This window comes from Paenibacillus sp. FW101-FHT12H11 (genome assembly GCF_058790355.1).
Genome location: NZ_JBYTCO010000002.1, coordinates 43009 through 65361, shown reverse-complemented (window position 1 = coordinate 65361; position 22353 = coordinate 43009). Strand labels below are relative to the sequence as shown.

Genomic DNA, 22353 nt, shown 5'->3' with positions numbered 1-22353 from the left:
CGAAGATGGATTGGCGAAGACAAACAAGGAGGGTTTGAGTATGGGGATGAAAAGAACCAATAGAACATGGAAATCGATAGCCCTAATCGTATTCATTACTACGTTTGTGGTCGGCTGCACATCAGGCAGCGGCGAGCCGAACAGCGCTACTCCGAATGGAGGCGGAAGTTCAGATGGAGGAAGCAACGTGAATGTAACGGGGTTTCCAATCGCCAAAAATAAAATCAACATGAGTGCTTTCGCGCCGCAATCGGCGAATATTGCGGATTTGAATATAAACTGGTTTACCAAATATTTGGAAGATAAGACGAATATTCATTTGAACTGGCAGCTTGTACCTGGTGAAGCAGCGGCCTTGAAAGAGAAAAAACAGTTACTGCTGGCAAGTGGCGACTATCCTGATATTTTCATGTCAGGGGATCTCACGAAAGAAGAGCAGTTGTTATACGGTCAACAAGGCGTTTTGCTGCCGCTTAATAAGCTGATCGATCAATATGCGCCAAATATTAAAAAGGCGTTCAAAGATATTTCTTATCTGGAAAAAGCGATTACAGCGCCGGATGGCAATATTTACGCGATTCCTTCGGTTAATGAGTGTTATCACTGCCAATTCTCCGCCAAAATGTGGGTGAACTCGAAATGGCTGCAGAAGCTTGGACTGAGTGCGCCGAAGACGACGGACGATTTCTACAACATGTTGAAAGCTTTTAAGGAGAAAGATCCGAATGGCAACGGCAAAGCCGATGAAATTGCGTTCACCGGTTCACCAACGGGTTGGCATACGGATATTGAAACCTTCGTTATGAACGCGTTCGTTTATTTTAATGCCGACAATAACTATTTCGTGCTAAATGGCGGTAAGCTGGGAACAGCTGTAGACCAGCCAGGCTTCAAAAAAGGATTGCAATATTTGAATAAATTGTATGCGGAAGGTTTGATCGATAAGGAAGCTTTTACACAGAAATCGGATGCGCTTTCACAAAAAGGAAACAGCCCTGACACGGCCATTGCAGGTGCAATCCCGGCAGGTTGGTTTGGTGAATTCACCGATGCATCGCCGGCGGCGACTCGCCACAAGGACTATGATCCGATTGCTCCGCTGACGGGTCCGGATGGAGCCTCGTTCACTGCGCACTATATCGGGATTGGGAATTCCGTATTTGCCATTACGAACAAAAACAAAAATCCGGAAGCAGCCATTCGTTTGGCGGATTATCTCTATTCGGATGAAGGCACGACGTTGTCCAACTTCGGAGAGGAAAATCGCAACTGGGTGAAAGCGGATGCGAATGATAAAAACACGCGTGGAACTGCCGCTAAGTTCAAGGTAAAAGAAACATCTTACGGCGTTGGCCAGGTACAGAACGACCACTGGAACCAAATGGGGCCGAACCTTCGTTCAGCTGAATATCGTGAAACATCCTATGCTGCGAGCCAAGACATCTATACGATGGATGGATTGGAAACACGTTTGTACAAGGCCACGAAGGAATTGTATGAAGGGCATCAGCCGAAGGAAGAGTTCCCGACGGATATTTTCTTGACCAATGAACAAGCGAATCAAGTTAAGCAATTAAAGCCGATTATTACGGATTACGTGAAACAATCCATGTTGCAGTTCATTATGGGCGCTAAGAGTATTGATAAGGATTGGGACGCCTACTTGAAAGGTCTTAAAGATTCCGGTATGGATCAATTCATCAAAATTTATCAGGACGCTTACGATAAGGTGTATAAAAAGTAACCTAAACAGTAGCGCAGATTAGAAAAAGGAGTTAAGCAGCTTACTGCTTAACTCTTTTTTCTAGTTGATCTTTACCCCTTGGAAGACATAATCCCATGTTGCATTCCGATTAGGGTCAGAAGGAACCTCCACGGCACATACTCTTTCAATGCCCCAATCCAATAATGATACCAAATTGGTGCTCTCAACTGGACAGAGGATCAGGACGCTAAACTGACCCTTTACCATTTCGGATAAAACCGTTTGCAACTCAACGGCCTGGTCATAATTGGCGGCCCATCGAACAAACAGTATTGTTCGACTGGTTTGCATCTTATCCATCAATCTGTCTATTCGACGATTCATTTTCTCCCGATAAGAGGGGTATGTCATCGTCCAGTGTTGATTAGGGTCTATCGGAAAATCATGAACGGAAAGAATATTATACAAAGTGTCTTTTACAAAATGCGACTTTACAGATTGAATGGGGACTCCGTCCTCTAATAAATGAGCATCCCCGTCTATTAATCTCATATGGCTCAAATCCATGAAGTTATGGAAGTTATTCTTCAACAAGCGGTTTACATCAGAAAGTGAAAGGGATACATGCCAATCCAGCGGACCTGAGAATGTTCTTAAGCGGTGGCGTTTTAATTGCAGCGAAGGATTACAAGCACTGCCTAAACTAACGATTGCGTCATAGAAACCTTTTATTTCGTACAATCTCAATGCCATTCCCTCCCCTAGAGTGCTCTTAATATACTAGATGTTCTATCATTTAAATTTGATTGGACATCTTCATAGATAGGGCAATGTAGAGGCGCACAGATGGCAGCAGCATGATAAATATATTGTATTCTTAACAAAAAAATGGTTTACAAAAACCAGGTTAAAGCATATATTTAAGTCAAAGTGTTTCCTTGGGCAAACTTTTTGTCCCAATGGAAACAAAATTTTTACGCAAAATGTTTCCTTAATGCAAAATAATTGTAAACAAGCAATATTAATGGGGGAGGGTCCAACGATGCTGCGTGATTCGAGTGATAAGATCTCAAGACGTAAACTTTTGAAGATGGGAGGTGCTGGGGCTTTTGCTGTAATTGGAGCTGCTTTATTACATCCATCCACTTTATTTGGAAAGTCGACCTTGGTAGCGGATAAACATGACATTCATAAGGCGATGAAAGGGCAGCTGCATGAAGGCATGAAGCATGGCTATGTGCCTAGTAATGACGTTACCGAAGGATTTAAAGCCGCACAGAAAGCATTGACAGCATTTGATTATGGCAAGGTAAGCAAACTTCCGGATGGAAGAACATTGCGTGAGTATGAAATTACTGCCTATGAGAATGAAGTTCAGATTGCCAAGGGCATTAAGTTCCCTGGATGGACGTTTAACGGCACCATTCCTGGCCCGACCATACGTTGTACTGAAGGCGATGTGCTGCGTATTCATTTCGGCAATGCAACGAGCCATCCGCATTCCATCCACTTTCATGGGATGCACCCGACGAATATGGATGGGTTGGAAGCTGTCAATGCCGGAGATACGTTTACTTACGAATTTGAAGCCAAACCAGCCGGGATGCATGTATATCATTGCCATGTTGCTCCATTAGCCAGACATATTCATAAGGGACTCTATGGGAATTTCATCATTGATCCCAAGAAACCAAGAGCTACAGCCCTAGAATTCAGTATGGTCATGAACGGGTTTGATTTGGATCTCGATGGAGAAAACGAAATTTACACAGTGAACGGGTATGCTTTTGCCTATCAACAAGAACCAATTAAAGTTAAGGTCGGAGAACTTGTACGCATTTATCTCAGTAATTTGACGGAATTCGATCTGATCAATTCTTTTCACCTTCATGCGAACTTTTTCAACTATTATGCAACCGGCGCGGACCCTGAGGCTCGTCCTCAATTTACGGATACGATCATGCAATGCCAAGGGGAACGCGGTATTCTGGAAATCGTGTTTCCATCCGCCGGGAAATATATGTTTCATGCCCATCAAAGTGAATTTGCGGAGCTTGGATGGATGGGCTTCTTCATAGCTGAATAAGAAAGGAGGTAATTGCTCAATGAGTTACGCAGATCAAAGGGAAACCAAGACGTCATCCCCGCCATTAAAAGCTATCTTATGGGGAATTCTCCCGCTCATTTTGTTAATTGGAATCATCGGTACGATTGCCAAAGTAGGTACTGGTATAGAAAGTGAGCCTGCTGCGCCTATTGAAGTTGTGAACGTTGAGAAAATCACGCTGAATGATGATGGTATTCAAGTGAAGGTTCTGAACTCAGGCCCTGAGGAAATAACAATTGCACAAGTCGTTGTGGACGGAGCGTTCTGGAACGCAGAGTTTTCACCGAGCGACACCTTGCAACGATTCGAGAGAGGAACGATCCATATTCCCTACCCGTGGGTACAAGGGGACCCGCATGAAATTAAATTAATCACATCCAATGGATTAATTTTCACAGGTGAGGTTGCAGCAGCAGCAGCTACGCCGACTCCGACAGGAAAGCTTTTTGCTCAATATGCCTTAATTGGATTTTATGTCGGTGTCATTCCTGTGGGGTTAGGTCTTCTATGGTATCCTTTCTTGCGCCGGTTTTCGGTGAAAGGCATGCATGTGATTCTTTCTTTGACGATCGGACTCTTAGTTTTTCTTGTCATTGATACGTTCGAGGAAGGGTTTGAAATAGCGGCTGAAGCTCCTGGTGTATTCCAGGGAACTGGCTTAGTGTGGTTTGGCGCACTTCTCAGCTGTTTATTCTTGATCGCCGTTGACCAATCGAATGACCGAAAATTAAGCAGCAGAACGCCTCAGGGAAGCAGAGTGTCCCGGAAAATCGCTACAGGCATCGGTTTGCATAATTTCGGTGAAGGCCTTGCCATTGGATCCGCATTTGCTGTCGGAGAGGCAGCGCTGGGAACTTTTTTGATCATTGGTTTTACCCTGCACAATATTACAGAAGGCGTGGGGATCGCTGCTCCATTGCTTAAAGAGCGTCCTAGCTGGAAGACTTTTGTTACATTAGCTTTAATCGCAGGGGGGCCAGCCATCATCGGAACTTGGGCCGGTGGATTCATTTTCAACGATACTTTGGCGGCTTTATTCTTTGGAATCGGTGCTGGCGCTATTCTTCAAGTCATTTATGTGATTTCCAAAATGATCATCAAAGAATCCGAAAAACGCAGTTTGTCGCCTGTTTCCTGGTTGAATTTCGGTGGGTTATCGGCAGGGATTCTCATTATGTACATCACAGCGCTTATGGTGAAATTTTAATAAATGCAGGTCAGAAGGTAGGTGCTTTTCATGCTTTCAGGTATTGGTGTTTCAGGTGTTATCATCATTGCAGTAGTGGCGTTATTGTTGTTCGGACCTACGAAACTGCCTCAATTGGGCCGTGCTTTCGGTACGACAATCAAGGAGTTTAGACAAGGAACGAAGGGATTATTGGAAGAAGACACCGTTGAGAAACAAAAAAGCGAGTAAGCAGGAAGGCCAGTCCCCAACATTGGGATTGGTCTTTTTTTCTTGAGAAAGGTAAAATGAGAAGGTACCGTAGTGAAAGTAAAGGACCGATGACTAGTATGAAAATGGAGTTAGAAAATAGGACGATTGAATTTCATGTTTCCTATGGCGTTAGAAAGAAAGTATCGATTCAAATCGATAACACAGGCTACATGACCATTAAAGCTCCTAACGATACAAGCCAGGAGACTATAATAAGCCTTGTAAAACATCATGGCAAACAAATCGTAGAGAAATTACAGCTTATAGAGAAATCGAAAGAAACCGTTGGAATAAAAGAATATCAAGAGGAGGGGAAATTCCTTCATCTTGGGAAGTATTATTTTCTCCATGAATTGATTGAGACCTCCGGGCTTACTGAGGAAGAGTTGAAAATAAATCTTAAGAAGTTCTATTTCTCAAGCTGCAAGAAAATCATTGCCGAACGCATCAAGATCTATCAGGCACAATTAAAGGTTAAGCCAAAGGAGATTGAAATCGAAGAGTCCATAACCAAATGGGGAAGCTGCAGCTCATCTAAAAAATTAACCTTTAATTATCGTTTAGCCATGGCGCCAATCGACGTGATTGATTATGTCATCATTCATGAATTATGTCATCTCACCCATATGAATCATGATCGTTCTTTCTGGAGACGCGTGGGAAGCATAATGCCCGATTATAAGGAGAAGGAAGAGTTCCTGGCCAGGTATGGACAAGCTATGACACTTTAAAAGTTACACAGAATAGAACTGTCGTCCGGACAAAATTGGCGTCAGTTTTTTTGTTTTTGTGCACGATTTTAGCTCCTTATCATCTGCTTACATAAAAAGGAAAGATAATTGTAAAAAAGCTCGGGATATTACAAATCTATATGTTTGAAAATATGTTAAGTTAAAATCACGCAGCAAGATAGGGGAAGGAGGTTACGCGGTGTGTCACTAGGCGACGAGGCTGCCGGCTTTGTTTCTTGCATGAACTCGGAACGTTAGCACAATATCCACGGAGTAGAAACGAATATGAGAATAGGAGATTACCGATGAAAAAAGTAATAGGGATACTTATGGCTATTATCTTATTTGCATGTACGATCAATATGCCTATGAATGCTCGTGCGGCAGATCCAATTTCGGATGGACATGGATTGATGGGGGATTTCTTTAAATGTGTGCCGAATCCTGATAATCGAACAGATATTACCGTATTCAAATTCGATGATCTGCGTGGATCACGTGCTATTGGCAATCTAAATGGGGATTCATTTAGCAGTATTTTTAATCAATTTTCGGGAACACCTGATTATAATACGGCACGTTTTACAGGTACAATAGTTCCTGCCTACACGGAAGATTATACCTTCCATATGGTTGGTGATGATGGGTTTCGACTATGGGTTAATGGGCAGCTGATCATTGACTTCTGGCAGCAAACTTGGGAAAAACCGCAAGATAGCGTTCCTATCTCTTTGGAAGCTGGCAAACACTATGACATCAAAGTTGAATATTTACAAGGTTGGGGCGGTACTTGGCTCAAGATGGAATGGGAGAGTGCAAGCCAGCAGCGGCAAATCGTTCCTGAATCTGCCCTTTACTTGCCGGCAGATCGTACGTTGGTAACGAAAAAAAGCGAGTTAACCGCAGAAATTCAAAAGTTGGATTATTTAGCCGACAATTTTGGAGATAAAGTAACAGCGAATGATCGAACCCAACTCCAAGCTGCTAAACAAACGGCTGAAGAGCTGCTGAATACGATTGATGCTGCACAAATGAATGACCGAGATAAGGTTGAAGCATTAATTCAAGGAATTGAAAACGTATCCATTGCTCGTTCCGCCTTTATGAAAGAGATGGGTGTCACCAGTTCTACGCTACATAACAAATTCAACAATCCGCTCTATCAAGGGCAGGACCCATTTGTAACTTACAAAGACGGCTATTATTACTTCGTTTCTTCCAGTAACCTGGACTCTGAGAATAAAGTGTATGTATCCAAATCCCGTACCCTGACAGACCAAGGGGAGAAGAAGCTGGTTTTTGATTCGCAAGGAACGCAAACCCGGATTTTTGCTCCGGAAATCTTCTTCTTTGACGGGAAATGGTATATCTACTACTGTGCCGACTTGAAAGCTTATGATTACAAGCATATGGCGACAGTTCTGCAATCCGTTACCGATGATCCGCAAGGGGCTTATGTTGACAAAGGTGCTTTATATGCGGGTGAAAATGGTGTCTATAAGCAAGCGAACGATTTTACGGTTTTTGAAAATAAAGGGAAGCTTTACGCCGTATGGGGCACTTTGGGCTCCGGAGAACCAATCGGTCCGGCCATTGCTCCAATGGATAATCCTTATACCATTACGGTTGACCGTTCATTCTTGCCGGGCGGAGGCGGGGAAGGTCCTCGTGTCTTGCAGCGTGACGGCAAAGTATTCATCACGATGTCCGAGGGTGATTATCAATCCGACGGTTACCGATTGTCTTATTTTATGAATACCGACGGGAACTTTTTAAATCCTAGTTCTTGGACGCGCAAAAATGATGTTTTCGTATCGACAAGCGATGTATCAGGACCAGCCCGGGCAAGTTTTGTAAAATCCGTAGATGGTACGGAAGATTGGATGGTTTATCATTCACGGGTGTATCAAGATACAGGGCGTAACTGGTGGCGTCAGGTCAATATTAAAAAATTCGGTTGGAATGCAGATGGTACGCCTAATTTTGGTACACCTGTTGCTCCGAATGAGTGGCAAGACCTGCCTTCAGGCGATTTGGGACAAGGAGATATGTATCAAGCCGAAGATGCTGTGCTGTTAGGTGATATCACGAAAGAAAACAGCCATTTGAACTTCCAAGGAACGGGATATATCCATTTGCCTAAGAAATCAGGCGCTGAAGCGAATTTTGTTGTCAATGCGGCAGAAGCCGGCGATTATATTGTAGGTGTTAGATACGCCTATGGAGAACAAGTAAACGGGGAATCGACTTCGAATCCTACCGTTCAGTTGCCTGCAAGAGCGAAAATCAATGTCTATGTCAACGGTACACATGCAAAGACGATTGCTCCGGACAAAACAGCGATTAGCTGGGATGAATGGTTTACAGGCTCTGAACGTTTGGCTTTACAAGCGGGTAAAAATGTCATTAGCTATCGAATTGATGAAAGCAGTATCGGTAATGTGAATTTGGATTATTTAACGATGTATAAGGCTGATGTGCCTAATGTGACCGTGCCGACTGAACCGACTGAATTAACAGGAACGCTGACAGGTGTGTCTCAAGTTGCAGTCGGCAATAACCTAGATGTGAACTATGGATTGGCTCATGTTTCGACGAACGCGTCGGATGCTATCTTCGCACAGGATTTAACGTTCAGCTATGATGCGGATACCTTCCTATTTGATTCAGCATTATCACTGAAAACCGGTCTTGAAGTCGTTTCAGTGAATAAGGATGTGCCTGGCAAAGTACGTATTTTGCTGGCAAGCCTAGGCACTGATCATGCGGTTTCCACGGATGGAGGATTGCTTAAATTAACATGGAAGGCTCTTAAACAGTCGGCTAATGCAAGTATTCGGCTTTCTTCCGTGCAAATTGCTAACTCAGCAGGTGTAGAGAGTACACTTAATGCTGTTACGTATAACGTAAAGGTTACTGGCACTGATGATCTGAACAAAGAAGGTTTGAATACATTAATTGCTCAAGCGCAAGCAACTCTACAAGCGGCTGTTGAAGGCAGTGCACCAGGTCAATACCCAACAGGTTCCAAAGCTACTTTGCAAGCAGCAATTAATACAGCTATTGCGGTTGCCGCAAACGCGGTTACGCAGGCAGAAATCGATCAAGCAACAAGCAGCTTGACTCAAGCTTTGCAAGCATTTACGAGCTCCGTAAATACTAGCCCTTCAGGAGATGTCAATGGAGATGGCAAAGTAACGGTCGGTGATATCGCAATTGCCGCTGCGAACTATGGCAAAACAGAGTCAAGCCCAGATTGGAACTTGGTCAAGAAGTTTGATTTAGTCAAAGACGGTGTCATTGATATTAACGATCTTGCGGTAATCGCGAGGGCTATGTTCGAATAAAGGAGAAGTAAGACCGTCAGGGTGCCTGACGGTCTTTTTTGGTTTGACGAACTTTTTTATATCGATACAAGTATGGATCCTATGTTAAAATAAGGAAACAAGTCAAAAAGAGAGGAACACTGAATGAAGCGAATAGCAGAGGGAAGAACAGCCGAGATTTTCCAAGAAAATGATGAAAGCGTAATCAAGTTATACCGCAGCGGATTTCCAAAAGAGGCAATTATCTATGAATATGAGATGACCAAACAAGTTGCATCGCTTGGTATTTCTGTCCCGAGAGTTAATGAGCTAGTAGAGATGGAGGGAAGAATCGGCATTAACTTTGAATACATAGAAGGCAAGCCACTCCTTCAGAAAATGACAGAGCATCCGCAAGAACTGGATGATTTTGCAGAAATGCTCTCTGACATGCATGTCACACTTCATCGTTGTGAAGTCCCTGCCGATGAGAGGGGCAAATCTTTTCGTAAACAAAAGGAAGTGCTAGCGCATAACATTCATCAAGCTCCTCAGCTTTCAACGGATGAAAAACATGCAATTCTTCAAATCCTTGAAGACCTGCCAAACGGCAACCGTGTCTGTCATGGCGATTTTCATCCGGATAACGCGATGGTTGGGGAGAAGAGGTGGATCATTGATTGGATGACAGGCATGGTTGGCCATCCTGCCGGGGACATTGCCCGCACATTGATTTTGTTCCGCTACGGTACGCTTCCTGAAGCTGCTCCGAGCCATGTGAAGGATCAACTTCAAGCCATGAGAGAGAGGATGGGGCATGTGTACTTCAATTATTATCTTGCCCACTCCAATTTACAATTGGACGAGATTGATCCATGGATGTTGCCAGTTGCTGCAGCCAGATTAACAGAGTGGATTCCCGAAGAAGAGAAAGAACAGTTGAGATCTGTGATAAGAGAACGTTTGAAGCTGAAATAAAAAGCAGTCCATCGGTGTTCATTTTAAATCGAAAACGAGGTGCTGACTGTCATGTGGAACCCGGATCACTATGTTAAACATCTGTACGATCGTGTAACGCCTTCCGGAAAATTTCAAGCAAGTTCAGAAGAGGAATGGTTTAACTGGAGTGAGCGGTTACGTTCGCGTTTTGTTGAGTTGTTAGGCGGGTTTCCAGCGAAGATTCCCGAACTTGGTCCTGATCTTCTGGAATCTGTGGATTGCGGCACGTATACGAGAGAAAGAATTCAAATTCAAACATACCCCAGCCTCTACATGCCCGTTTACATACTTATTCCGAAGGAACGCGAAGAGCTAGTGGGGGCCATTATAGCCTGCCATGGTCACGGATATGGCAGTAAGGATATTGTAGGTCTAACGATAGAAGGTGAGGAAAAAACAGGAGACAAGGGCTATCAGAAAGATTTCGCTGTAGAGCTTGTCAATAAAGGCTATATCGTTGTTGCACCAGAACTTTTAGGCTTTGGTGATCGTAAGTTGAGCAGTGAAAAACAAGATGCAAACTCTTGTCACAGTCTATCTACGTTTCTCTTGGCCATGGGCCAAACGATGGCTGGCTATCGTGTGTTTGAAACTTTGCGCTGCGTAGATTATCTACTCACACGTGATGATGTAGATGCCGCGAGGATTGGATGTATGGGGATTTCCGGAGGCGGACTTGTCTGCTCATTCGCTGCGGCTATTGATCATCGCATAACAGCAGCTGTCGTAAGTGGGTATACGAACACTTTTCAAGCTAGCATTCTATCCATCCATCACTGTATAGACAATTATGTGCCAGGTCTGTCGCTTGTAGCTGAGATGCCGGATCTGATTGGCTTGATTGCCCCTAGGCCACTTCTCATTGAAGCAGGGAAAGGTGATCCTATTTTTCCTGAACACGCAACCAAGCAGGCTTATGAGCAGATTCGATGCATTTATCAGATTTTAGAAGCAGAAGAGAAATTGGCATTAGATCTTTTTGAGGGCACTCATGAGATTTCAGGTAAAATGGCTTACGATTGGTTTCAACGAGTTTGGGCTTGAGTTTCCCGGGAATCTAAGAGAGAAGACAAGCAACTTTTTCCACTCCATAGAGTCTTAATTAACATGGGTTTGTATGCGCTATCATTAGTTCTTTTTCATAAAAATTGAACATAAGAAGGATGGATGACTATGTATACCTTTGGTTGGTGCAGTGAGATTCAGCAGGCTGAGAAATTGAAGGATTTGGGATTTGATTACATAGAATGTGCGCTAGTTTCTTTAAATTTGGAAAATGAAACGGAATATGCGGCAAGATTGCCGTTATTTATGAATAGCCCGCTCCCAGTCAGGGCATTTAATATTTTTTTTCCTGGCGATTTAAAAGTTGTTGGGCCTGAGGTTGATGAGGAGCGTCTCCAGCGATATATACATAAAGCGGCTAAGGCGCTAAATCAAGTCGGAGCCAAAAATGTCGTTCTGGGAAGCGGGAGATCGCGTAATATTCCCGATGGATGGGAACAGAACCGCTCAGAGGAGCAGTTCACGCATCTGTTGTCCCGTATCGGTGAAGAGTTTGCCGGGACTGGCGTAACGTTAGTGATTGAACCGTTAAATAAAAAAGAGACTAACCTTATTAACAGTGTCTCCGAAGCTGTTCGTTTCGCGAAACAAGTAAATCACCCGTCTGTTCGGGTATTGGCGGATTTTTATCATATGGATGAAGAGAAAGAATCGCTTCAGACGCTAATCGACAACAAAGCTTGGCTGCAGCATATCCATTTAGCGGATACAGGGCGATTCTCACCGGGAACAGGTCAGTATCCTTATGAACAATTCGTTTCAGCGCTGAAGGCTTCGGGATATGAGGGGATGATTTCTGCGGAATGCACAGTCCGAGATCCGGAAACAGATCAACGTGACAGTTTAGCTTTTATGAAACGAGTATTTGCTTAGTAATAAACCAATAGCGTTCACTCATTTATGAGGTGAACGCTATTGTTCCTTGTTAATTAACGAACCAGCTACCCATCTCTTGCCTACAAGCCAGATCTTTAATCCTGTGCTCCAAAGAATTAATGAGGATCCAAAACCGACAACGAGCCACCATGTAATGACGGGATGACCGCCAATCACTGCATGTTCAGGAACAAACAGAAGGGTAACAATCGCAAGCAAGGTAAGAAGTGCTCCTGTTACATAGTGAGCTTTGATCCGAAACAACGGTGCGAGCGGAATGAAATGAATACCCACGATAATGGCCATTACGGGAAAAAGCAGATTAAAATGTTTTGCAGCGGTGCATATGGCGCTTGCGGCTCCAATTGCCGCACCCTCTATGGTGAAAATGATACCAAACCACATCCACACACGTCTCCAGCGGCGTGTATCGGAATCGGCTGGTTGTGATAATTGCTTGGAGGCAACAAGCAGCGAAATGCCGCCTGAGAGCAGCGTTACACCAACGAGTACAGCCGTGATGATCAGCCAAGTGGAACCCCAGCCCTGAAGCCCGCCAATCCCGATCCCTGCCCAAAGTGTGCCGAATAACGCCATGAAAATAACACCCAGCGATGATCCGCGAACAGCTGCTCTTGGGACTGTTGAAGTCGTGTGTCTCATATTCACAAACTTCCTTTCTGCATCCTGTTAGATGATTTTAACTGAAGGAGGAGAGAAAATGAATTTATTTTTTCGCGATAATTTTTTTAATGCAGGTTTTACAGAGATTTTGGACAGCGAGGAAAAAAACATGGGGCATCTGGATTTAAAGAGTTCCTTTGGCTCGGCCATCGATGTGTATGGCGTTAATGACCGACTGCTTTACAAAGGAGCCTTTCCGTTCTTGTCAGGAAAATGGGAGGTTTCGCATCCGGGTGGGAGTTTGGCCGGTGTTCTGCGAAGCCGATTTGCGATGTTTTCCAAAAAGTTCACGTACGAAACGCAAGGGAGAGGCAGTTATGACATCACCTCCCCGGCATTTTCAAAAGAATATGAAATCTCCGATTCCTCAGGCGTGCTTGTCGCTCATTTCGAGAAAATAAACGGATGGTTTTCTTCAGGAGCATTTACACTGCGAAATCAATCTGCGGAATTAGATAGTTACGAACTTGTGGCTGTCATTATGGGCATGCATGCGATTCAAAAAAGGCAGGACGCCAGCCATGCTTCCCATTAAGGAGCGGCCAATCTTTCTATTTTAATAAAGTGTATCTGTAAAGATCCGAAAAATACTCTTCCTTGATTGTATTGAAGTTCACATATGTACCCATAAGTTCGTGAGATCGATTGCAGTTCTTTGAAACCTGGGAGCCTTTTAACTAAAGTTGTAATTTGTTGAATGACGTGATTCGGCAGATGCGTGAACATCCTTGTATGGATGCCGTCGACGACGGATATAAAACTCGGAAATGTGGTTTCGTTGAAGTGCGAAAGTTTCGCGCTATCTTGGGCAATTTCCAATATTTCCTTGTTCAAGCGATTTAAATTAATGGTGATGTTCTTGTAAAAATAAATGCCAAAACCGATTCTGTTCGTTATAGGGTTGATGCGTTTTTTCCACTTTAACACCGTTGCTTCGAGATAAGTCTCCAGCTGATCAGCAAATGACCGCTTATGAAATAGGGATTTGATAAATTTCCTCATGATTATTCTCCTTCGTATAGCAAAGTTGCCTTGGATTTGACGTAAGCGTGGCGTGTATTGTTCATTTTACAAAGGCTCATATTTCTTCTTGTAGTTGCTTAGGGTGAATAGGGGCCAAATATATCGATAACTGTGATAGTCGGAATAAAAGCTGCCGGGCAGTCCGGCTCCGGTTGGATACCGCGTTGTCCAGTCATCCTTGTGCAGCAGCAGGAGCAATTGCCGCATGCCCTTGCGAATGGCAGGCAGAGGTTCATCGCATACCGCGATAAGCGCATCAAGCGCCCAAGCGGTTTGGGAGGGCGTGCTGGCGCCGAGCGGTACGTAGTGTTTGAGGCTATCGCTGCTGCAGGATTCGCCCCAGCCGCCGTCTTCGTTTTGGATGCTTAGCAGCCAATCGACGGCTTTTCGCACTGCAGGGTGATCGGGTTTCGTTCCGATCGCCATCAGCCCTGTCAATGCTGCCCATGTGCCATAGATGTAGCAAACTCCCCAACGGCCGTACCACGAACCATCTGCCTCTTGATTCGAGAACAACCAATCCGCACCTCTCTGCACAAAGGTTTGACGGATGTCCAGACCTGCAGTTGCGCCAAGGAATTCTAATGTCCTTCCGGTTAGATCCGCAGTGGACGGATCAATCGCAGCTGCGGAGGCGCCGTCAATCGGGACCAGCGTCAGCAGCTTGTTGGTAACGCCTCTTTCGAAAGCAGGCCAACCGCCATCTTTATTCTGCATGGACAGAACCCAGTTCAACCCGCGGTTCCATACATCTTGGTATTCAGGATTCCGCTGCGCGGTTGCATGTATGGCCCGCAGAGCTGCTGTGGTATCATCCACGTCGGGGTTAATCGTATTCGATTCGGAGAAGCCCCAACCGCCGGGTATTGGATGAGCGACATGAAGTCTCCAATCTCCTAATTTGGATTGCTGCAAACCGTGCAAATAATGGACTGCTTTTGCGATCGAAGGATGATCGGGTGAAGTTCCCGCTTGCTGCAGCGCCGCGGCAAGCAGTGCTGTATCCCAGACTGTCGACGGTGAGTTTTGGAGATGAACCTTTCCGTTTATGTTCCACAGCATGGAGTAGAGCCCGTTCAGCGCCGCGGTAATCGTAGGGTGATTCTTGTCATAGCCTAACGCTAACAAGGACAAAATCATCAGCAGCGTACACGTTGCGTAACTATATAACGTGCCATCCGCTTCAATACGGTCAAGCATATAAGTTTCTGCATATCGAATAGCTCGTTTATGCAGCTGCTGGGGAAGACTCGTCAGCTGTTTAATGCCGGTATGCACTTCATTCAGCAGCTCCTGGAACCCGCGGGGTGACTCATGATTTTGACGGACGGGCAGAGTCAAGTCCGATAAGTCCGGAGTGGCCGCATTTTTTCTGACAAATTTAAGGTCGGCCATGATCAAGACCGGAGCAAAGTGAACGCGAGCAAAGCCGGAGAAGTCAAAAAAGTTGACGGGAGAAGTCAACGGCAGTAACAGAAATTCAAGCGGAATCATGATCGAGGATGGCCATGGATATTGTCCTGCGGTTGCCAGGAATACCTTCGTCAGAAAGGTTTTCACTTGCTTGATCCCGCCTTTAGCAATGATGTAACGCGCAGCTTTCTTCATCGCTTCGTCTGTTTTTTTGCTATAGCCTGAATACAAAAGCGCAAAGTAGGCATTTACGGTCGTATCCAGATGACCATCCGCTTCATCCTGATACACTTTCCAAGCGCCACTCAGTTCTTGTTCAGCAGCGATGCGATCATGCAATTGTTTGATTAGCGCCTCCTGAGGAACTTCCAATGTCCGAAGGACGATAATCAGGTAAGCGTCGGTTAACAGACTATTTTCAAAGCAAAATCGCCAAGAACCGTCTTGCTGCTGCCATTGTTCGAGGCTGGCGCGCATGCGGCGAATTTCCTCATCCACTTCATTCCATACAGGCATATGCAGTCCTCCTGCCGCTTCAAGTCAAGATTAGATGGATCTTTACATGATATGAACAACGCAACATTTTAATCTAAAAAATCAAATGCTCATCTATGGCTGTATCGTTACCTCTAGTCTCGTGAAACAAGAAAAAACGCCAGTTTTCACTGACGTTTTACTTGTCTAGCCCATTAGCTGTGATATGGAGGTGTAAAATCGTATTGATTTTGCGGCGCTTTAGGGACAAGCAGGCAACCGATCATATAAATAAGGACTACGGTACCGAAGCTGCACAAAGCGGCGATGACGACCAACAAGCGAATCATCGTTGCATTTATACCTAGCCATTCTGCTAGTCCTCCGCAAAGGCCTGTTAATTTGCTGTCTGTTCTAGAACGGAATAATTTGTTCATGGTGTATATGGCTCCTCTCCATTTTGCAATCTATGGCATGTCATTGTTTCGTTTTCATGTCTTTATTGTAGCTCTTGCAAGGTGCTGCGAAAACGGACCTATGACGGTTATTGAAGCCGGACTTAAGGCGGGGAAGAGCCACTACGAAAGCCAAGAACCCCACAATTAAGTTCGTAATCGCGGGGTTCTTTTTTGATGAGCTGTGCAGATTAAGACAGGAGATAGTTAAGCTGGCGAAGATGGGGCCTTAGTTCCGGAACGACATCAAGATAAGAGGTAAACACTTTGATGAGTGTTGGATTGGAAGTTTGGCGAAGGCATTCCTCTTGTAGCATGACCGTAACCTTGCGAAGCTCCTCGCGCACATCATCCGGCTTTGACAGCTCGCTGATCTTGACGGTCATTTGCGAAATCAACTGCTCAATTGTCGTCTGACGGGCGGGAGAATCACTGGGATTCAAATAGTTGAAATGTGTGTTGCTTTCATCAATGATGGGCTTCGGTGCTGTCCGAATGAAGTCGTCGATTAAGGCATCCAAGCGATCCACGATGAACGCAGCTAACTCGGACATTGGTAAGGCAATCACTTTCTGCTGAACATAAGCTAAGTATTCAATATGAATGCCGCGGAAAATGGCAACTATATCCCATATGTAGGGCTCAATCAGTTTGCCGTATGTTTCGATTAACAGTTCGCGGCGCCAGGTGTGCAGCGCGTTTTTCTTGCGCTTCCATGCCGCGATGAATTGTTCATTGGTTGTAATGGGCAATTCTCGGAAGTCAATCATGAACAGGTGATTCTCAACCGTATATTGCAGCTGGAATTCGATCTTTCGCCGCAACTTTTCTTTGGGAGTCAGGCTCAGCCTTTCAGCTCCGCGGTCAAGTGCTGCAGCCTGATCTAGCAATGTCTGATGGCATGCGACGAATGCGGCTGTAAATAGTTCTTCTTTGGTCGCAAAAAATTTATAGATGCTGGCTTTGGCCATCCCGCAAGCCTCGGCGATATCCTGCATGGATGCGGCGCTGTAACCTTTCGATCGGAACAGCTCGATGGCTGTATTCAGAATTTTATCTTTTTTCGAGTCTACCATCGCGATCCCTCCACCCCTATCTTGACATGAGTCAGGGGGAACGTCAATGTTTCTCATTGACGATAAAACTATCGAGTTCTATAATGAACTCATTGGTTTTAGACTTGAATAAAAGGAGGTGGCCGAGATCTTGCCTTAAGAAGGATAGAGGTTAAGGTATCGGCAATCACATGAGAATAGCTGAAGGCATTGAAATGTTGTCATTAAATTTGGGACCTATGACGATTCATCCTACGATACTTTTTGACAAAGAGTCCTGGGTGTTAATCGATACGGGCATGCCGGGTTCTGCTCCTGCGATTCGGGAGCTAGCAAAGCAAGCAGGGGTCGTGAATGTCCCGCTGCGCTCTATTATTTTGACACATCAGGACATCGATCACGTTGGCGGACTGCCTGAGTTTCTCGCGGCTGAAGACGAGTCTCCCATCGTCTATGCCCATGAAGACGATAAAGACGTCATTAATGGGGCGAAACCGATGATCAAGGTAAGCCCGGAGAGGCTGACTGGGCTCCTGGCTCAGCTGCCGGAAGTGATCCGTAACCAATTCGAGCAGACTTTTCTATATCCGTCGCACCCCAACGTGGAGAGCACGATCGCAGATGGAGAAACGCTGCCAATTGCAGGCGGCCTAATCGTCATTCATACGCCGGGACATACGCCCGGGCATGTCTGTTTGTACCACCATGCGAGCAAAACGCTGATTGCCGGAGATGCCATGGTCGTCGACAATGGCGAGTTAATGGGGCCGCGGGCAGCTGTTACACCTGATATGGAAGAAGCACTAAGATCGCTTAAGCAGCTGCTAGCCTTCGATATCGAGACCGTTATCTGTTATCATGGCGGGTACTACCAAGGTGAAGTGAATAAACGTATTGCGGAATTGACTGAGCAGCCGTGATTCGTTTCATCGTCACACTTGCTTTGTCGCTTGTAGGAGGAACGTTATTTACGCTCATTCATTCTCCCTTACCTTGGCTCTTGGGACCGATGCTGTTTGCTTTCTTGGGAGCTCGTTTCTTGAAAAAGGTAAAGCCGCTGTGGCCTAGTTATTTACGTGATGCGGCACTGATTATTATTGGTTATTCCATTGGATTAACATTCACGGTGAACACGTTGCAAGAAATGGGAAAGCAACTGCCCAGCATGATTCTAATGACCGTATTGCTGCTGCTTTTCAGCGCACTCATCGCCTACTGCATTTCCAAGGTATCGGGCTTGCCGCTGCCAACGGTGTTGATGGGGAGTATTCCCGGCGGGTTGTCGCAGATGATCATCCTTGCTGAAGATACGGAAGGCATTGATCTTACTGTGATGACGTTTCTCCAAGTGTCTCGGTTGATGATCATTATTTTCTGCGTACCGCTTCTTATCTTTAGTCCATTATTTGGCGGTGAACGGTCGGGCATAGAGCAGATAGCGGGAGTAAGTGCGCGTTGGAGTGATCTTTTCCCTAATATTTTCTTATTCGCTATAGTTTGTGTGATTTGTGCTGTGATGGCGAAAAAGATTCGTTTTCCATCGGCTTTTTTGCTGGGGCCAATGATTGCCACAGCCGCGCTTCATCTGTCAGGTGTGTCAGGGCCATCTCTGCCGTCTGGTCTTCTAGACGTTTCGCAACTATTGATAGGCACGTACGTGGGTTTACTCCTTCGTCCAGAGAGTTTAACGCATAAAGTACGAATCATTGGGCTCTCGATCGTAAGCGGCTGCGTTCTCATCTTGGGCTCGTTAGGTTTAAGCCTTATGCTTTCTAACATGCATAACGTTTCAGGAGCGACTGCCTTTTTGGCAATGGCACCTGGAGGTATGGATCAAATGGGAATCATGGCCAAAGAGGTTCATGCGGATATTGCGATTGTCACCTGCTATCAAATATTTCGAACATGGTTCATTTTCTTCGCGGTTCCGCCGCTTCTGAGGCTTGCCTTTAAATATTTGCTGCCCAGGGAAAAAGTAGGGAATGAGCCGGTCCCCAGAAGTTAAAAAGTGGAAATTACAGGTTCTGCAGAGGATTGAAGCCATCTTATTCTGTCAAGACTAGTTAGCATAACTTTTTTTAGCAGATGAGTGGTGAACATGAAAGATATTACTTTCAGAGCTCTGGCGGTCACGAATGAAATTGATTTAAACAAAATAGCAATTCATTGTCATATTCCAAAAAAGTACACGTGGGAGCAACCGCTAATTCTGAGGGGGGATATTTTATCTTCAATCCTTCAAAAAGAAACGGATTCCTTGCAGCAAGTGCTGGTGTTTTCGTTTGGAAGTATTGTATTTGTGAATCACAAAAACAAGGATGAAATTACAGTTTTCTTGAAGTTTATCCAAACCTTTGAGCCTGATCTGGAGCTCCAGCATGTGGATAGATATATGGATGATTACAGTCTGCATATCGAGGAAATCGAGAGCATGGAGTTGACAGACAAGTATGTCATTGTTGCCGAGTATCAATTCTTTTACCCTGAACTCATCTCCACAGTGCTTGCCAAATCCGTAGCGTTAGAGAAGATTGAGGAACAACTTGGCGATATTCATGATGGACTTGAAGGAATGATTGATCGATTAGAGAAAGGGAAGCTTCGCGTGGGCAACAAAGAATTGGCGAGAACCACAGCCAAAATCGTACGCCATGAGTACAACACGCTTGCCTACATCATGATTTTGGATAAACCTGATCTAACTTGGACGAATAGCACGGCCAGTGAATTTTATGACGGGATGATGGATTTCTTTGAACTGAATGATCGCTATAAAATTTTGAAAAGCAAAACAGACATTTTGTATCACATTCTTGAGGGATTTTCCAATATCAGCCATTCTATTCGAGGGTTGTTCGTTGAGTGGATTGTCGTGATTCTAATTGTTATAGAAGTGGCGTTAACGGTATTGCAAATTGTAGGCTGGCTTCCTTCTCATTAGGAGAATGGAATATCAAAAGCTTGAGGGAAAATTCCTTCAGGCTTTTTAATTTTTTAGATCCAATGTGGCATAAAGTGACCCGAAAAATGATAACATCAAGCATTATAGGGTTATCGTTGGAGGTATGATATGAAAGCAATGGTCTATACGAAATACGGAACCAAAGACGTTCTTAATCTTGTCGAGGTAGAAAAACCCACACTCAAAGACAATGAAGTCCTGGTTCGCGTTCATGCCGCATCCGTCAATTCATGGGATTGGGATCTTTTGCGAGGAAAACCTTATTTCGTACGCCTTGGGGGGATGATAAAGCCAAAATATAGTGTTCTCGGAGCTGATATTGAAGGGATCGTTGACGAAAGATTTTACCAAGAACGGTCACAAATATGACTTGATTCTTGATGTTGTAGGAAATCGATCGATTTTCGATTACAAGCGCGCACTCAGTCCATCAGGTTCTTATGTGATGGTTGGAGGTTCTATGGCTCGTATTTTCCAAGTGATGTGCTTAGGGACTTGGATTCAATGACGGAGAAGAAGAAAATGGGCATCTTGATCCATAAGCCAAATCAACATGATCAAAAGGAATTGGGTAATCTTGTTGAAGCTGGAGTCGTAACACCCATTATAGATAAATACTATCCATTAAGTGAGGTTGCTGAAGCTATTCAGTATTTGGGAGAAGGCCACGCCAAAGGGAAAGTGATGATTCGCATCTTGGACTAAATGACTCTTCTGTTCCTGAAAAAGTGCATGATAAGATAGGCGGATTGAGGGAAATTCAAGCCAAGCTGCCACGCACCAATTCCGAGCAGCTGATAGTCAATAACCAGTTGACATTTCGCTGCACGTGCCCTCGCGTCCTCAAACCAGACGATATGTCTGCGTCCTTGCTCATCCCAATAACCAAAATACGGCTGCTGATGCTGCTCGGAGTATTGAATATTCACTTCATATTTAATTGCGGTATCTGTTGCTGATTTTACGGAAACCGCTTTGGCTGTCAGCGGTACATTCCCCTCCATAGTCCAATCGAAACCATACCGCGGGACACCAAGAATGATTTTATGACGGGGCATGTGTTGAAGTGCATAATCAACCGTTTTTCTAATTTCATCGATTGGACCTACAGGTCCAGGACCTGAATGTGCTTCATGGAAATCATAGGCCATGATAAACACGAAGTTGACAGCGCTAGCAATTCCGCCGTAATCATATCCCGGATGGTCAAGTTCGGACCTTTTAACCGGTACCGCAACTGACGTATAATAACCGTCAGGTTGTAACTTTTCTTTCAATGCTCTCAAGAAACCGGAATACAAGTCCCGTTCATCTGGCCGAATTCGCTCGAAATCCACATTGACACCGGCGTAATTTTTCGTTTGCAGTAAGGCATAGATGTTATTGATTAAACGGTTTCGAAGTTCCGGTGACTGTAGCAATTGTTTCGTCATGTCGGAACTGAACCCTCCTGGCGTTAAATTTGTTACTGTGGCAAGAGGAGCTACAAGGTGAGCACGTGCGGCTTTGACAGCGACATCATCGAGGGGGAGATCACTCAAACTGCCGTCAGGCGTAATATGATATTCAAAAACACCATAATAGGTATTCAAGTTTGCGAAGTTTTGAACGGTTTTCTGAATCTGATCCGGTGTACTAGGCAAAATATAGCTTAGCCCTTCCTCCAAATATTTGGGTCGATTCGGCAACGTTAGCTTCATACCGACAGTAAAGTTATCGCTTTGGAGACCGTTAGCGGTTCTCAACAGCTCTAAGGGAATATAGCTGATGCTTGCAATATAGGAAAGTGTGTCACCCGGTTGAACGATGTAGCTCGTTGTTGAGATGATAAGCGCTTGACCTGGCACGAGGTCAGACTCAATTAACCCATTCACGGAGCGTATTGTTTCAGGTGAGACTTGAAATCTTCTGGAGATTGCATATATAGAATCGCCTGATTTAACCGTATAGATAAACAAAGGGATCAGCCCCCTGACCGAGAAATGGGAATTATATAATAGTTATTCCGTCTTCGGCATGTTTAAGAACAACGGCTGGCTTTCAAAATGATCTTATCCTTAA

22 protein-coding genes are annotated in these 22353 nt (G+C 44.7%); 15 read left to right on the top strand and 7 right to left on the bottom strand.

The genetic code is table 11. The features are described 5' to 3' along the window. Window positions 1-40 precede the first annotated feature (40 nt). Window positions 41-1744 carry an ABC transporter substrate-binding protein gene (locus AC3WTJ_RS05880; RefSeq protein ID WP_492521039.1) on the top strand — a complete coding sequence of 568 codons (1704 nt, stop codon included), beginning with the start codon at window positions 41-43 and terminating at the stop codon, window positions 1742-1744. Window positions 1745-1804: 60 nt separating this feature from the next. Here the strand turns inward: AC3WTJ_RS05880 and AC3WTJ_RS05875 are convergent, their stop codons facing one another. Then, the gene (locus tag AC3WTJ_RS05875) at window positions 1805-2452 is read right to left on the bottom strand and encodes a DUF1796 family putative cysteine peptidase (RefSeq protein ID WP_492521038.1); all 648 of its coding nucleotides are present in this window, start codon (window positions 2450-2452) and stop codon (window positions 1805-1807) included. A gap of 451 nt (window positions 2453-2903) precedes the next feature. On the opposite strand from AC3WTJ_RS05875, the gene AC3WTJ_RS05870 reads away from it, so the two are divergent. The 8 genes from AC3WTJ_RS05870 (at window position 2904) to AC3WTJ_RS05835 (ending at window position 12223) form a co-directional block, all read left to right on the top strand. After that, on the top strand, window positions 2904-3791 hold the full coding sequence (locus AC3WTJ_RS05870; RefSeq protein ID WP_492521649.1) for a multicopper oxidase domain-containing protein: 888 nt from the start codon (window positions 2904-2906) through the stop codon (window positions 3789-3791). A gap of 19 nt (window positions 3792-3810) precedes the next feature. Beyond that, entirely contained in the window at window positions 3811-5019 is a 1209-nt protein-coding gene (locus AC3WTJ_RS05865) for a ZIP family metal transporter (RefSeq protein ID WP_492521037.1), read from the top strand. 30 nt (window positions 5020-5049) lie between these two features. Next, complete coding sequence (locus AC3WTJ_RS05860) at window positions 5050-5229, top strand: twin-arginine translocase TatA/TatE family subunit (RefSeq protein ID WP_157326409.1); 180 nt, start codon at window positions 5050-5052, stop codon at window positions 5227-5229. A gap of 98 nt (window positions 5230-5327) precedes the next feature. After that, window positions 5328-5981 carry a M48 family metallopeptidase gene (locus AC3WTJ_RS05855; protein ID WP_492521648.1) on the top strand — a complete coding sequence of 218 codons (654 nt, stop codon included), beginning with the start codon at window positions 5328-5330 and terminating at the stop codon, window positions 5979-5981. Window positions 5982-6286: 305 nt separating this feature from the next. Further along, complete coding sequence (locus AC3WTJ_RS05850; RefSeq protein ID WP_492521036.1) at window positions 6287-9328, top strand: family 43 glycosylhydrolase; 3042 nt, start codon at window positions 6287-6289, stop codon at window positions 9326-9328. A 123-nt stretch (window positions 9329-9451) separates the two neighbouring features. Then, entirely contained in the window at window positions 9452-10264 is an 813-nt protein-coding gene (locus AC3WTJ_RS05845; RefSeq protein WP_492521035.1) for an aminoglycoside phosphotransferase family protein, read from the top strand. A gap of 51 nt (window positions 10265-10315) precedes the next feature. Beyond that, window positions 10316-11329 carry an alpha/beta hydrolase family protein gene (locus AC3WTJ_RS05840; protein ID WP_492521034.1) on the top strand — a complete coding sequence of 338 codons (1014 nt, stop codon included), beginning with the start codon at window positions 10316-10318 and terminating at the stop codon, window positions 11327-11329. A gap of 123 nt (window positions 11330-11452) precedes the next feature. Next, window positions 11453-12223: a sugar phosphate isomerase/epimerase family protein gene (locus tag AC3WTJ_RS05835; RefSeq protein WP_492521033.1), complete on the top strand. Its 771-nt coding sequence runs from the start codon at window positions 11453-11455 to the stop codon at window positions 12221-12223. 39 nt (window positions 12224-12262) lie between these two features. Here the strand turns inward: AC3WTJ_RS05835 and AC3WTJ_RS05830 are convergent, their stop codons facing one another. Continuing rightward, the gene (locus tag AC3WTJ_RS05830; RefSeq protein WP_492521032.1) at window positions 12263-12889 is read right to left on the bottom strand and encodes a hypothetical protein; all 627 of its coding nucleotides are present in this window, start codon (window positions 12887-12889) and stop codon (window positions 12263-12265) included. A 58-nt stretch (window positions 12890-12947) separates the two neighbouring features. Between AC3WTJ_RS05830 and AC3WTJ_RS05825 the strand changes: the two genes are divergently transcribed. Continuing rightward, on the top strand, window positions 12948-13445 hold the full coding sequence (locus tag AC3WTJ_RS05825; RefSeq protein WP_492521031.1) for a hypothetical protein: 498 nt from the start codon (window positions 12948-12950) through the stop codon (window positions 13443-13445). Here the strand turns inward: AC3WTJ_RS05825 and AC3WTJ_RS05820 are convergent. From AC3WTJ_RS05820 to AC3WTJ_RS05805, 4 genes are all read right to left on the bottom strand, one after another. Continuing rightward, entirely contained in the window at window positions 13442-13912 is a 471-nt protein-coding gene (locus AC3WTJ_RS05820) for a hypothetical protein (protein WP_492521030.1), read from the bottom strand. The genes AC3WTJ_RS05825 and AC3WTJ_RS05820 overlap by 4 nt on opposite strands. Window positions 13913-13978: 66 nt before the next feature. Continuing rightward, window positions 13979-15862 carry a squalene--hopene cyclase gene (gene shc, locus AC3WTJ_RS05815; protein ID WP_492521029.1) on the bottom strand — a complete coding sequence of 628 codons (1884 nt, stop codon included), beginning with the start codon at window positions 15860-15862 and terminating at the stop codon, window positions 13979-13981. Between the two features lie 173 nt (window positions 15863-16035). Beyond that, entirely contained in the window at window positions 16036-16257 is a 222-nt protein-coding gene (locus AC3WTJ_RS05810) for a PspC domain-containing protein (protein ID WP_492521028.1), read from the bottom strand. A gap of 209 nt (window positions 16258-16466) precedes the next feature. After that, entirely contained in the window at window positions 16467-17351 is an 885-nt protein-coding gene (locus AC3WTJ_RS05805) for a TetR/AcrR family transcriptional regulator (protein ID WP_492521027.1), read from the bottom strand. A gap of 170 nt (window positions 17352-17521) precedes the next feature. On the opposite strand from AC3WTJ_RS05805, the gene AC3WTJ_RS05800 reads away from it, so the two are divergent. From AC3WTJ_RS05800 to AC3WTJ_RS05780, 5 genes are all read left to right on the top strand, one after another. Then, window positions 17522-18250, top strand: coding sequence for an MBL fold metallo-hydrolase (locus AC3WTJ_RS05800; protein ID WP_492521026.1), 729 nt, complete (start codon window positions 17522-17524; stop codon window positions 18248-18250). Then, entirely contained in the window at window positions 18247-19335 is a 1089-nt protein-coding gene (locus tag AC3WTJ_RS05795) for an AbrB family transcriptional regulator (RefSeq protein WP_492521025.1), read from the top strand. The genes AC3WTJ_RS05800 and AC3WTJ_RS05795 overlap by 4 nt, the downstream gene beginning before the upstream one ends. Window positions 19336-19428: 93 nt before the next feature. After that, window positions 19429-20271, top strand: coding sequence for an RMD1 family protein (locus AC3WTJ_RS05790; RefSeq protein ID WP_492521024.1), 843 nt, complete (start codon window positions 19429-19431; stop codon window positions 20269-20271). Between the two features lie 129 nt (window positions 20272-20400). Continuing rightward, window positions 20401-20661 carry an alcohol dehydrogenase catalytic domain-containing protein gene (locus AC3WTJ_RS05785; RefSeq protein WP_492521023.1) on the top strand — a complete coding sequence of 87 codons (261 nt, stop codon included), beginning with the start codon at window positions 20401-20403 and terminating at the stop codon, window positions 20659-20661. A gap of 135 nt (window positions 20662-20796) precedes the next feature. Continuing rightward, complete coding sequence (locus AC3WTJ_RS05780; RefSeq protein WP_492521022.1) at window positions 20797-20997, top strand: zinc-binding dehydrogenase; 201 nt, start codon at window positions 20797-20799, stop codon at window positions 20995-20997. On the opposite strand, the gene AC3WTJ_RS05775 is transcribed toward AC3WTJ_RS05780, so the two are convergent. Continuing rightward, window positions 20994-22250 (bottom strand): glycosyl hydrolase family 18 protein, encoded by a 1257-nt coding sequence (locus AC3WTJ_RS05775; protein WP_492521021.1) that lies wholly within the window; start codon window positions 22248-22250, stop codon window positions 20994-20996. The two genes, AC3WTJ_RS05780 and AC3WTJ_RS05775, sit on opposite strands and share 4 nt — an antisense overlap. Window positions 22251-22353 lie beyond the last annotated feature (103 nt).